This window comes from Methyloceanibacter sp. (assembly GCF_050726195.1).
Classification (GTDB): domain Bacteria; phylum Pseudomonadota; class Alphaproteobacteria; order Rhizobiales; family Methyloligellaceae; genus Methyloceanibacter.
Window position 1 is genome coordinate 116,525 of record NZ_JBOHJC010000007.1, and the last position, 13,077, is coordinate 129,601.

A 13,077-nucleotide genomic window follows, 5' to 3' on the forward strand; every position below is an offset into this window, starting at 1 on the left:
CACGGGCCAGGCGGTGATTGCCGCCTAAAGCAGAAAGTCGTTCTGGTTGAGCGCGCCCACCTTGACGAGAATCTCGAAGTCGGCCTTGCCGTCGCCGTCGACGTCGCCCTGCACGATGACCTTGTTGCCTTTGTCCTCGTAGCGCAGCTCGCCCTTCTTGTCGTGGAAGTCCTGCTTGGCGATCCATGTGAACTTCTGGTTGCCGGAGACGCCCGTCTTGGCGTCGATGCCTTCCAGGTCGATGGTATCCGTCCCGCGCAGGAGGTCATTGATGACGTCGCGCTTGCTGCCTTTCGCCGAGTCCTTGATCGAATTGAAATCGAAGATGTCGGCCTCGGTACCGCCGAAGAGCGAATCCTTGCCGCGCCCACCCCTGATCATGTCCATGCCGGCGCCGCCATCCAGCGTATCATTGCCCTTACCGCCGATCAGCGTGTCGTTGCCGTCCTCGCCGAAAACTCTGCCGGAGGTTCCGGTTGCGCCGTTGAAGATGTCGTCGCCGTCGCCAAGAAACACTTGGCCCAGGATCTTGCCGCGATTGATCACCGTGTCGTTGACGTTGCCGACGCCGGCGTTGCAATTGATATCGCCATCGATCGTGCCGCGATTGTCGAGCGAGAGCCTGCCGCGCGATTCCGTGAAGATTGCCGCTGTGTCCCCCTCGATGATGCCGCCGGCAGCGTTCGTTATTACCGTGATCAGCCCAGTGTCGGTATCAATCGCCACGCCCCACTGATCGGAGTGAATCAAGCCGGAATTGACGATGGTGCCGCCGGTTATCGGGGAAAAATCGAGGATGCCCTGGACGTGGCCGAAAATCTCTCCGGTGTTGGTCAGTACGACTTGGTCGGAGCTCGTGCTGAATATGACACCCGTGTCCTCATGACCGAAGATCCGGCCATGATTAGTGACGGTGGCGCCGACACTCTCGAGATTGATGCCGATCAGGGCGGAGATGGTGCCGGAGGCATTGTTGGTGATGACGGCATTGGTACTGTCGAAGGCCACGCCGGCAAACCCCGAAGAGAAAATGGTGCCGTTGTTGATCAGCGTGCTATTTGCGAAGTTGCTGTCGACGCAGGAGAAGCCCGAGCCGCGGAAGACGCCGGCAGCGATCGTCAGTGCTACGTCATCCGCCGCATATTCGACCGAGGGGTTGACCGAGTCGAAATCGTCGGCAGTGATGGTGGTCGAAGCGTTGAATTGTGCCATGCTCGCCTCCTGCCACAAGGGCTGTGGCCGCGTTGGCTTGAGGAGGGGAATCTAGACAAGTGCCGGTTAGCATCAATCTGCAGTTGAGACCAAAGCTGCCGACGCAGTTAACGCAATCTTTCAGTTGGTGTCTTCCTCCGGGCTGTCCCCTTGCGTCAGAATGCATTTGCGCGCGCAGGCAGCTGCTCGACACCGGACCTTCGATGACGTGACAGGCTCTTCCAAATCATGAATGGAGCAATGGTTCACCAAGCGATCATCGAAGCCGGCGCGCCGGCGGCGGGGCGCATCGCCCGCGCGCTCGACGCGGCGGAGGAGCCGCTTGCGCTCTCCGTCAGTCATTTCGAGCTCGGCAACGGCCAGTTCGAAATTTCCGCTCTGTACGGGTACCCACCCGCGCGCAACGCTCTCGCGACCCTCATCGACGTCGCGGCCGAAGGCGAGCCGGTCACCCTGCGTATCGAGGAAGTGTCCGACCAGGACTGGGTGACGGTCTCGCAAGGGAAGCGCGGGCCGGTGCGGGCCGGGCGGTTCTTCGTCCATGGCAGTCACGACCGGGCCCGCGCGCCACGACATCGCTTCGTGATCGAGATCGACGCAGGCCAAGCGTTCGGCACCGCCCATCATGCCAGCACGCGTGGCTGCCTGCTCGCGATCGACGATGAGCTGAAGCGCCGGCGCCCCCGGACCATTGTCGATATCGGCACCGGCACAGGCGTGTTGGCCATCGCCGCCGCCAATGCGCTCAAGCGGAGCGTATTAGCGAGCGACAACGATCCAATCGCCGTGGCCGTTGCCGCGGACAACGCCGGGAAGAACTGCGCCCGGCCGACGGTGCGGGTCATCGAGGCGCCGGGCTTCGCCCATCCCCGCCTGAGGCGGGCAACGGCCGATCTGATCCTCGCCAATCTGGTTGAGCGTCCCTTGCGCGCACTCGCGCCAGAATTCGCGCGGCACATGACCCCAGGCGGCGTGGCGATCCTATCAGGCCTTACCGCCAGCCAGGCCGGGGGCGTGGCGGCCTGTTATTGCACCCACGGTTTCGCCATGAAAACGCGGATCATTCTCGACGGATGGGCCACCCTGGTGCTAACGCGTCGCAGCGCAAGGGCTTTGTGCGATTGATCGCGGGCAACGCTTCGGCTTACAAGGTGCGGCATGTATCAGAGTTTCGAAGAGGCCGGGCGCACCAGCTCCGCCGCAAGCAGCGACCGGGTCAAGGCGCTCCAGCGGGAATTGAAGTCGCGGCGGCTCAAGGGCTTCCTCGTTCCCCATAGCGATCAGCACCAGAACGAGTTCCTGCCGCCGTCGGAGGAGCGGCTCGCCTGGCTCACCGGGTTCACCGGCTCGGCCGGGGTCGCCATTATCACCGACAAGGGTTGCGCCCTGTTCGTCGACGGGCGCTACGTGCTCCAGGCGCGCAAGCAGGTCGATCTCGACGTGTTCGAGGTGTTGCAGGTTCCCGAGGCCAAGCCGTCGAGCTGGCTGATCGACACGCTTACCCGCGGCAATTCGGTGGGCTACGACCCGGCGCTGCACACCATCAAGGAGATCGAGCGCCTCACCAAGGCTTTGGCGCCGGCCGGCATCAAGCTCGTGCCGGTTGCCGACAACCCCATCGATGCGCAGTGGGGGCAAGAGCGGCCGAAGCCGTCCGCATCGCCCATCTTCCTCCAGCCGGTCGAGTTCACCGGGCGGAGCGTTCAACAGAAGATCGCCGAGGTTCAGGCGAAGCTCACCGAGGACCAGCAGGACGCGGTGCTGCTCACCGCGCCGGACTCGGTGTGCTGGCTATTCAACATTCGCGGCGGCGACATCAAGCACACGCCGGTGGCGCTCGCCTTCGCCATCGTGCCGGCCACCGGGCGTCCCACCCTGTTCATCGATCCGGCCAAGGTCGGCGACAATATCCGCGGCATCCTGAAGGCGCATGTCGATCTCGCCAAGCCGGAGGAGCTCGACGAGCGGCTCAAGGCGCTCGCCGCGGAGAAACGGCGGGTGCGTCTCGATCCCGAATCGGCGTCGATGCGCTTCGCCCGCGCGCTCGAGGCGGACGGCGTCAAATTCGTGCCCGGCGACGACCCTTGCGTCCTGCCCAAGGCGACGAAGACCAAGGCGGAGATCGACGGGGCCCGCGCGGTCCACCTGCGCGACGGCGCGGCCATGTCTCGGTTCCTTTCCTGGCTCGACGAGATGGGCGAGTCAGGGCGCGTGGACGAAGTGTCGGCGGCGATGAAGCTCGAGGAGTTCCGGCGCGAGTCGGGCCAACTCAAGGACATCAGCTTCGACACCATCTCGGCCTCAGGTCCGAACGGCGCCGTGGTGCATTACCGGCCGACCAACGCCTCGAAGCGGACCCTGGACAAAGGTTCGCTCTATCTCATCGACTCCGGCGGCCAATATGTCGACGGCACCACCGACGTGACCCGCACGGTGGCCATCGGCAAGCCGACCGCAGAGATGCGGCGGCATTACGGGACCGTGCTCAAGGCCCATATCGCCATCGCCACGGCGCGCTTCCCCAAGGGCACGCGCGGCCAGGACCTCGATCCGTTCGCGCGGCGGCCGCTGTGGGAGGCGGGGCTCGACTTCGACCACGGCACGGGGCACGGCGTCGGCAGCTATCTTTCGGTCCATGAGGGGCCGCAGCGCCTGTCGCGGCTCGGCACGGTCGAGCTCGAGCCCGGCATGATCCTGTCCAACGAGCCTGGCTATTACCGCGAGGGCGAATACGGCATCAGGCTCGAGAATCTGATCCTGGTCACGCCGCTCGAGAAGATCGAAGGCGGCGAGCGAAAGATGATGGGCTTCGAGACTTTGACCTTGGTGCCGTTCGACCGCCGCCTGATCGATCCGAAGCAGTTCGTGAAGTGGGAGCTCGACTGGCTCAACGCCTACCATGCGCGGGTGCGGCGCGAGCTCGAGCCGCTTTTACTGAGCGACGACCGGCCCTGGCTCCGCCACGCCACCGCGCCGATCGGGTAGGCTCATTTCGTCGTTGCCGGCATCGGCAGGCGCAACAAGGCGGAGATATCGAGATCGCGGGCGTGATCCTCATCGAGGCATTTGGTCTCGACCTGGATCGTCGAGAAGTAGAACCCGAACCGCTCGCGCAGCAGGCCATGGGCCTCGGCAAGAATCTGCGCCTCTTTCTCCGGCGCGTCGGTGCGCAGATGGGCGGAGAAGACATGCTTGTCGGAGGTCAGCGTCCAGGCGTGAACATGATGCACACCGGTCACGTGCGGCAAGTCAGCCAGCGCGCGCGCGACTGCCGGCAGGTCGATCCCCTTCGGCGCCCCCTCCATCAAAATGAAGAGCGAATCGCGGATGATCCCCCACGAGGCCGCCAGCAGCACCACGCCGAACGCCATGCCGAGCAGAGGGTCGATGGCAAAGAACCCCGTGAAGTAGATCACGGCGGCGGCGATGATGATGAGGATACTGCCGACGAAGGTCTGCATGACGTGCCAGAAGGCGCCGCGCAGGTTGAGGTCGCCTTTCTGGCCGCCGTAAAGCAGTCTCAGCGAAATCACCTCGGTGACGATGCCGCCCCCCGCCGCGATCAACATCGGTGTCGTCGGCAGCTCGATGGGGTGCCGCAAGCGCATCGCCCCCATGACCAGCACAAGAATCGCCATGCCGGCGAGAAAGACGCCGTTCAGCAAGGCGCCGATGATCTCGGCGCGATAATGGCCGAAGGTGCGGTCGAGGTCAGCGGGACGGCGGGCGATGCGGGCGGCGACGAAGGCGAGAACCACGCCGCCGACCGCGGAGAATGTATGGAAGGCATCGGAGATGACCGCGATCGAACCTGAGTAGAGGCCGATGGCGAGCTCGATGAGAAAATAGATGCCCGTAAGCCAGGCCGAAATCTTCAGCGCGCGCTCATTGCTCGCGCCCGGCTTCGGCATGGCATGGGCTGAGTGGTCTTCCATGACAACTAACTCCCTGCCGTTCTCTACACTCGTTTAGGCGTCCTCGATCAGCTTGAGCCACTCGTCCTCGGTGAGGACCTGGACGCCCAGGTCCTTGGCGTTCTTAAGCTTCGAGCCGGCGCCGGGCCCCGCCACCACATAGTCGGTGTTCTTGGACACCGAGCCCGCCACCTTGGCGCCGAGGCGCTCGGCGCGGGCCTTGGCCTCCGAGCGGGTCATCTGCTCCAAGGTGCCGGTGAACACCACGGTTTTGCCGGAAATGGGTGAGGCGTGGTCCACCGCCTCCAAGGCTTGCGGCTTCACCTCTTTCAGGAGATCCTGAACCACCTCGACGTTGTGCGGTTCGGCGAAGAAGTCGGCGATGGCCGCCGCCACCGTCGGGCCGATGCCTTCGATATTGTCGAGGTCGGCGAAGGCCTCGCTGTCGCGGCTCTTCACGGCGGCGCGCATCGCCCTGAGGAAGGCGTCGGCCGTGCCGTAGGTCCGGGCCAGCAGCCGCGCCGTGGTCTCGCCCACATGGCGGATGCCGAGCGCGTAGATGAAGCGGTCGAGCCGCACGTTGCGCCGCGCCTCGATGGCGTCGAATAGCTTCTGCGCCGACAGTTCGCCCCACCCTTCCCGGTCCGCGAGCTTGGACGGCCGTTTCTTGTTCTCAGCGGCGAGCGTGAAGATTTGCGGCGGCGATTGAATGATGTTGTCGTCGTAGAGTTCCTGGATGCGCTTCTCGCCAAGCCCTTCGATGTCGAAGGCGTTGCGCGAGACGAAATGCTTCAGCCGCTCCACGCGTTGCGCCGGGCAGATCAGCCCGCCGGTGCAGCGGCGCACCGCGTCCTCCTTGCCGGTGTTGGGGTTGATCTCGCGCGAGGCGTGGCTACCGCAGGCGGGGCAGGTTTCAGGAAATACGAATCGTTTCGCGTTCTTAGGCCGCTTCTCTTGAACCGCGCCGAGAATTTGCGGGATGACGTCGCCGGCCCGCTGCACGATCACCGTGTCGCCGATGCGCACGTCCTTGCGCGCGATCTCATCCTCGTTGTGTAGGGTGGCGTTCTGTACCACCACGCCGCCGACCGTGACCGGCTCGAGCTTGCCGACGGGGGTCAACGCGCCGGTACGGCCGACCTGGATCTCGATGTCGCGCAACACGGTGGTCGCCTTCTCGGCGGGAAATTTGTGGGCGAGCGCCCAGCGGGGCGTACGGGTGCGGAAGCCGAGACGGTTTTGCAGGTCGAACCGGTTGATCTTGTAGACGATGCCGTCAATATCGTAGCCGAGCCCGGCGCGTCCGCTTTCGATCTCACGATAGGTTTCAAGCATCTCCTCGATGCTGCTCGTGAGCTTCATCAGCGGGTTTACCGGAAAGCCCCACGCATTCAGCACCTCGTACATGCCCCACTGCGTATCGGCCGGGAGACGCGCAACCTCGCCCCAGCCATAGGCGAAGAAGCGAAGAGGACGGCGCGCCGTAACGCCCGGATCGAGTTGCCGCACGAACCCTGCCGCGGCGTTGCGCGGATTGGCGAACACTTTGTCGCCGCGCGCCGCTTGCTCGGCATTCAGCTGCGCGAAATCGGCATGCCGCATGTAGATCTCGCCCCGCAGCTCGAAGGGCGTCGGAAAATCCTTGGCGCGAATCAACCTCGGAATGTCGCCGATGGTGCTGACATTCTGGGTGACGTCTTCCCCTTGGTAGCCGTCACCGCGCGTTGCGCCCTGCACGAGGCGTCCCTCTTCGTAGCGAAGCGCAATCGATAGGCCGTCGATCTTGGGCTCAACGGTCACCTCCACGGCATCAGCAGGCGAAAGATTGAGAAAAGCGCGGGCGCTTTTGAGAAAACCCGCGACCTTCTCCTCGGTAAAGGCATTGTCGATGGACAGCATGGGCACGCGGTGCACGACCTTGCCGAAGGCCTCCACCGGCGCGGCGCCGACTTTGAGCGACGGGCTATCGTCGCGGACGAGATGGGGGAAGCGCGCCTCGATGGCGTCGTTGCGCGCGCGGAGCGCGTCGTACTCGGCGTCGGAGACCTCCGGCTCGTCCTTGCGATAATACAGGGCGTCGTGGTGGGCGATCGCGGCGGCGAGCCGCGCAAGCTCCTGTGTAGCCTCCACCTCGCTCAGGTCCGCGACCGGCTTCGCCGCCAAGGGTGAAGCGTCCTGCTTCGACTTTTTCTTGCTCATGGTTTCAAAACGTTACGCGGTACGGCTCATCAGCCGCTCGGCCGCGGCGCGGGCCTCGTCGGTGATGGTCTGCCCCGCAAGCATGCGGGCGATCTCCTCCCGGCGGTGAGCGCCTTCGAGCACCGCGACGTGGGTCGCCATGGCCTCGCCGTGGGGGCCGGCGACCGCCTCTTTGGCGATCATCAAGTGCCCATGGGCGAGCGCCGCCACCTGCGGCGCATGGGTCACGGCGAGCACCTGGACGTTCGCCGCGAGCCCAGCCAGACGCTCGCCGACTGCCGCCGCCGTGGCGCCGCCGACGCCGGCGTCGGCCTCGTCAAAGATCAGAGTCGGCGCAGAGCCGCGGGACGCGAGCACGACTTTCAGCGCGAGAATGAAGCGGGCGAGCTCGCCGCCGGAGGCGACCTTCATCAAGGGACCGGGCTCGGTGCCGGGGTTGGTCCTCACCCAGAAGGCCACACGGTCGATGCCGGAGGGGCCGCCCTCGGCGAGATTTACGGTGTCGATATGGGTGATGAACTGCGCTTTGTCGAGCTTCAGGGGCGTAAGCTCTTGCGCCACCTCCTGGTCGAGCCGCCCGGCGGCGTCGTGGCGCGCTTTGCTCAAGTCGCGCGCCGCCGTCTCATAGGCCTTGCGCGCGGCTTCCGCTGCCTTGGCCAGCTCCGCCGCCCGCCCCTCGCTGGTATCGAGTGTTTGGAGCTCGGCTTCGAGGCGCTGGGCGAGCGCCGGCAGATCGTCCACTTGCACCCGATGTTTGCGGGCGAGCGCGCGGAGCGCGAACAGCCGCTCCTCGGCCCGCTCAAGGTCGCCCGGCTCGAAGGCGGTCAGCGATAGCGCGTCGTCGATCTTGGCGCGGGCGGCGTCGGTCTCGACGAGCACGCGCTCCAGCGCCTCGCCGACCTGGCTCAGCAAAGGCCCTCCGGCTACCGCCTGGCGTTCGATCCGGCGGAGCGCCGCTGCGAGCCTGGCGCCGGCCGTGCCCTCGCCTTGGAGCGCAACCAGGGCCTCTGACAGCTCGGCGGCGATCTTCTCGGCGTTCATCATCAGCTGGCGGCGTGCGGCCAGCGCCTCTTCCTCGCCCGGCTCCGGCGCCAGCGTCCGAAGCTCTTCGAGTGCGTGGGCGACGTAGTCGGCATTGGCGCGGGTGGCGGCGATCTCGCTCTCATGGCGGGCACGAGCGGCATCGGCCTCCAGCCATACCTGGTAGGCAGCGGCGACGCGGGCGGCGCCGGCGCTCAGGCCGCCGAAGGCGTCCACCAGGTCGCGGTGGCCGCTTGGGTCGATCAGCGCCCGTTCGTCGTGCTGGCCGTGGATCTCCACCAGCGCCTGGCCCACCTGCCGGAGGAGCTGCACGCTCACGCCAGTGTCGTTGATGAAGGCGCGGCTCCGGCCGTCCACACCCTGTACTCTGCGCAGGATCAACACATCCTCCACGGGAATGCCGTTGCCGGTCAGGAGCGCGAGCACGGGGTGGCCGGTGGCCAACTCGAAGGTCGCCGTCACCTGGCCCTGCCCCGCACCGCGCCGCACTAGAGAGGCGTCACCGCGGGCGCCGACGGCAAGGGAGAACGCGTCGAGCAGGATCGACTTGCCGGCGCCAGTTTCGCCGGTGAGCACGGACAAGCCTTGGCCGAATTCGAGATCGAGCTTGTCGATCAGAACGATATCGCGGATCGACAGAGCGGCTAGCATGGCGCGCGCCTCAGGCTTGGCCGCCGCCTCTCCAGGTTCTGGTGATCCACGAGCCTTCGTGCTCTTGCGGCGCCAGCCCACGCTTCCCTAAGAGACTGTAGGCGTGCTTGTACCACTGACTGTCCGGAAAGTTGTGGCCAAGCACGGCAGCCGCCGTCTGGGCCTCGTTGACGATGCCTAAGGCCATATAAGCCTCGGTCAAGCGCATCAAGGCCTCTTCCACCTGCTCGGTGGTCTGGTAATCGGTGACCACGGTGCGGAAGCGATTGATAGCCGCAAGAAAGTTGTTCTTGCGCAGATAATAGCGGCCGACCTGCATCTCGCTCGCCGCCAGGAGGTCGCGCAGGATGCGCGCCCGGTTGGTCGCCTCGGGCGCATAGCGCGAATCGGGATAGCGCTGGAGCAGGGTGTCATAGGCGGAGAGCGATCGGCGGGCGTAGGTCTGATCGCGCTTCGGATCGAGGATCTGGTCGTAATAGGACATGCCGATGACGTTCTGGGCGAGGTCCGATTCCTTCGTGCCGGGATGGAGGGTCAGGTAGCGGTCGGCGGCGGACACTGCGTCGTCGTACTGGCCGGCTTTGTAGTACGCATAGGCCGCCATGACGATGGCCCGGCGTGCTTCCTGCGAATAGGGATGGTTGATGTCGACCTGCTCGTATTCGCGGGCCGCTTCCTTGTAATCGCCCTTGTCGATCAGCGCCTCCGCCTTGCCGTAGATGACGTTGGGCGGATCGTTGTTCACGATCTCGGGCTTGCTGCCGAACAGCGAGCCGCAACCGGCAAGGAGGGAGGTGGCGAGCGCGAGACCGACGAGGCAGGCAAGCCGGCAGCGGCCCGCGGGCTCAGGACGCGTCGGCGCGCCAAGCGGCTTTCCCGGACCGGCCATGCTACCCCTCAAAGAACGCCCCTGATGCCCGTCTTTTCGGCGCAAATCCCCCCTTGGACAAGCGCCAACACAGGCTCTTAGCACCCAACCCGTGGATTATGGTGTTTTTTTGCCCGGGCGGCAGATCCCCGCGCACGGGCTTGGCAAGAGACCTGCCCGCACAAACAGCTGTTTCTGCTGAGGGCTTCGCCTAGCTCCGCTCGGCGGCGAAATTCGCTGCGGCGAGGCGGTGGCTAAGCTCGGCATGCCGCACCTCGCGATAGCGCGGGGCCTCGACCATGGTCCAAGCCTCGGCGTCGGCGAACAGCGCCTTGAGCACGAGCGCATTCAATCGATGCCCGCCCCGCAGGGAGCGGTAGGCGCCGAGAATCGGCGCGCCCGCGAGCGCAAGATCGCCGACCGCGTCGAGCGCCTTGTGGCGCACGAACTCGTCGGAGAAGCGCAAGCCTTCGCGATTGATGATGCGATCGTCGCCGATGGCAACGGTGTTCTCGAGCGAGGCGCCGAGGGCCAGGCCGGCGGCCCACAGCCGCTCGACATCCTTCATGAAACCGAAAGTGCGGGCACGGGCCAGTTCGCGGCGGAACGAGCCGGGATTGATGTCAATCTCGATCCTCTGGGTGCCGATCAACGGCGTGTCGAAGTCGATCTCCACGTCGAGACGAAAGCCGTTATGGGGGGTCAATTCGCCAACCGCTCCACCGTCCTCGATACGGATCGGCTTCAAGATCTTCAGGAAGCGGCGCGGCGCCTCGAGCTCGGTCAGGCCGACCTCGTCGATCGCCTCGACGAACCGGGCGGCACTGCCGTCCATGATCGGCACTTCGGCGCTGTCGATCTCAATCAGGGCATTGTCGACGCCGAGGCCGCGCAGAGCCGCGAGCAGATGCTCCACGGTCGCGATCGAGGCCCCATTGCCGTCGCCAAGGATGGTGCACAAGGTGACGCCGGTGACCCACTGCTGGTCGGCAGCGATCTCAGTACCGTCTGCATCACCGTTGGAAATCAGGAAGCGGATCCCGGTATCGCCGTCAGCGGGACAAAGAACGATAGAAACTGGCGCTCCGCTGTGGACCCCCGTGCCTGTCAGTGAAATCTCGCTGGCAAGCGTAGTCTGGCGTGCCCCTATGAAACCCCTCATGGCCCCCGTCGGCCCCCGCGCCGTCTTTTATGGTTCCCTACTTAGCTCGGGAGAAGACCCCGAGCCCCCCATCGATCAGCGTTCCCTGGCACTTATGACCGTGTACTCCGGCCCTGATGTGCCTTTTTGGTTCTGCCGATCAATCTAGTAAGAACCTTAACCTTCGGACTCAGGGGCGACAAATCACGGTTTCTTTCACTGTATTACGGGCCGCAAGCACTCCTAACACACTGCTTTAACAACATTTTTGTCGCCTTTGTCGGGCTCGGCCAGGCGGTTTGGTTAACGCCTGGCCGATCCTCAGTTCGCACGCCTGCGCAAAAACGCGGGAATCTCCAGATCGTCCTCGTCGTATGATTCTGCCTGAGAGGCCGCGACCTCCGCCTTGGCGAGCCGAGGCTGGGGTTCGACCCGCCGCGGCGCGGCGTTAAGGCCCTCGACGCTCGGCCGCTCGATCCGCACGGCTCTCGGCGCCGGGGTTTCAACCCGGGGCGCTTCGGGCCGGGGCATTTCGGGCGCCACGCGCCGCTGGCCGAACTCGGGCTCGAGCTTCGCCGGCATCTCGGCATCCTGGTCCTTGCTGCGGCCACGGCCGACATTGGCAAGGCGCTCCAGGAAGCCAATCTTGCGCTTCTGAGCCGCGAGGCCGACGGATGGAGCCTCCCCATTCTGCGCCTTGAGCGCTTTCTGGGCGACGATGGGAAGTTCCTCGACATTCGGCATGCGCCGCACGGGCCGCTTGATGGCGCTGGGGGGCGCCGGTTGGAAGGCCGTCCGCTGGCCTTGCGCCTGTGGCGCGGACGCGCGCGGCAAGGCGATCCCAGTCACCTGGGCAGGCCGTTTTTCGATCGTCACGTTGTTTGCGGCGCGCCACACCGCCGACTCCGCCGACGCATCATTGGCGGGAACGACCAGGCTTTGGTCGAGATCGACGGGCGGCTCCTCGGGTCCAGCACTCGGCAGGGCGGCAAGCCCAGCCAGGCGCTCGCTCAACCGGCCTCGATCCGGCTGAGCAGCCTGCACCGGCGCGGCCGGAGCCTGTTGCATCTCGCCCGGAGCGAGCCCGATGCCGGTCGCGACCACCGACACGCGGATGCGCCCGTCAAGCTCGTCGTCATAGGTGGCGCCGACGATGATATTGGCCTCGCCATCAGCCTCGGCGCGAACGCGGCTCGCGGCTTCGTCAACCTCGTAGAGAGTGAGGTCGCTGCCGCCGGTGATCGACACCAGAAGTCCGGTCGCGCCCTTCATGCACACATCGTCAAGCAGAGGATTAGCAATCGCAGCCTCGGCCGCCTCGATGGCGCGCCGATCGCCGGCCGATTCGCCGGTGCCCATCATCGCCTTGCCCATGCCGGCCATGATGGCCCGCACATCGGCGAAGTCGAGATTGATCAGGCCTTCCTTGACCATGAGATCGGTTATGCAGGACACGCCGGACCGTAGCACGTCGTCGGCCATCGAGAAGGCGTCGGTGAAAGTCGTCTTCTCGTTGGCGACGCGGAACAGGTTCTGGTTCGGAATGATGAGCAGCGTATCGACGTATTTCTGCAGTTCCTCGATGCCGATCTCGGCCGCGCGGTAGCGACGCGACCCTTCAAATTGGAACGGCTTAGTGACGACGCCGACAGTGAGGATGCCCTCCTCGCGCGAAGCGCGGGCGATGACCGGTGCCGCGCCGGTGCCGGTGCCGCCGCCCATGCCGGCGGTGATGAACACCATATGGCAGCCGACGAGATGGGCCTTGATGTCGGCCATGGCCTCCTCGGCCGCGGCCGCGCCGATCTCCGGCTTGGAGCCGGCGCCGAGGCCTTCGGTGACGTTCGCGCCCATCTGAATGCGGCGCTCGGCGGTCGAGCTCATCAGAGCTTGCGCGTCGGTGTTGGCGACGACGAACTCGACCCCCTTCAGGCCACGTTCGATCATGTTGTTGACGGCGTTGCCGCCGGCGCCGCCCACACCAAACACGGTTATGCGCGGCTTGAGTTCGGTCAGATCTGGAACTCTAAGGTTGATTGTCATGGCGGCTT

9 protein-coding genes are annotated in these 13,077 nt (G+C 65.3%); 2 read left to right on the plus strand and 7 right to left on the minus strand.

Annotated features, from left to right (window positions below; translation table 11 throughout):
• Nucleotides 1–24 precede the first annotated feature (24 nt).
• Nucleotides 25–1,212: a calcium-binding protein gene (locus tag ACRECX_RS06975; RefSeq protein ID WP_431558103.1), complete on the minus strand. Its 1,188-nt coding sequence runs from the start codon at nt 1,210–1,212 to the stop codon at nt 25–27.
• A 240-nt stretch (nt 1,213–1,452) separates the two neighbouring features.
• Between ACRECX_RS06975 and ACRECX_RS06980 the strand changes: the two genes are divergently transcribed.
• Nucleotides 1,453–2,337, plus strand: a complete 885-nt coding sequence (locus ACRECX_RS06980) for a 50S ribosomal protein L11 methyltransferase (RefSeq protein WP_431558104.1) — start codon at nt 1,453–1,455, stop codon at nt 2,335–2,337.
• 33 nt (nt 2,338–2,370) lie between these two features.
• On the plus strand, nt 2,371–4,197 hold the full coding sequence (locus ACRECX_RS06985; protein WP_431558105.1) for an aminopeptidase P family protein: 1,827 nt from the start codon (nt 2,371–2,373) through the stop codon (nt 4,195–4,197).
• Nucleotides 4,198–4,199: 2 nt separating this feature from the next.
• On the opposite strand, the gene ACRECX_RS06990 is transcribed toward ACRECX_RS06985, so the two are convergent.
• From ACRECX_RS06990 to ftsZ, 6 genes are all read right to left on the minus strand, one after another.
• Nucleotides 4,200–5,147, minus strand: coding sequence for a cation diffusion facilitator family transporter (locus ACRECX_RS06990; protein WP_431558106.1), 948 nt, complete (start codon nt 5,145–5,147; stop codon nt 4,200–4,202).
• Nucleotides 5,148–5,180: 33 nt separating this feature from the next.
• A complete protein-coding gene (gene ligA / locus ACRECX_RS06995) occupies nt 5,181–7,325 on the minus strand; it encodes an NAD-dependent DNA ligase LigA (RefSeq protein WP_431558107.1) in 2,145 nt (714 codons plus the stop codon).
• Nucleotides 7,326–7,337: 12 nt separating this feature from the next.
• A complete protein-coding gene (gene recN / locus ACRECX_RS07000) occupies nt 7,338–9,017 on the minus strand; it encodes a DNA repair protein RecN (RefSeq protein WP_431558108.1) in 1,680 nt (559 codons plus the stop codon).
• Nucleotides 9,018–9,027: 10 nt separating this feature from the next.
• Nucleotides 9,028–9,906 carry an outer membrane protein assembly factor BamD gene (locus ACRECX_RS07005; protein ID WP_431558109.1) on the minus strand — a complete coding sequence of 293 codons (879 nt, stop codon included), beginning with the start codon at nt 9,904–9,906 and terminating at the stop codon, nt 9,028–9,030.
• Between the two features lie 190 nt (nt 9,907–10,096).
• Complete coding sequence (gene lpxC, locus ACRECX_RS07010; RefSeq protein ID WP_431558110.1) at nt 10,097–11,047, minus strand: UDP-3-O-acyl-N-acetylglucosamine deacetylase; 951 nt, start codon at nt 11,045–11,047, stop codon at nt 10,097–10,099.
• Between the two features lie 300 nt (nt 11,048–11,347).
• On the minus strand, nt 11,348–13,069 hold the full coding sequence (gene ftsZ, locus ACRECX_RS07015; RefSeq protein WP_431558111.1) for a cell division protein FtsZ: 1,722 nt from the start codon (nt 13,067–13,069) through the stop codon (nt 11,348–11,350).
• Nucleotides 13,070–13,077: the final 8 nt, after the last annotated feature.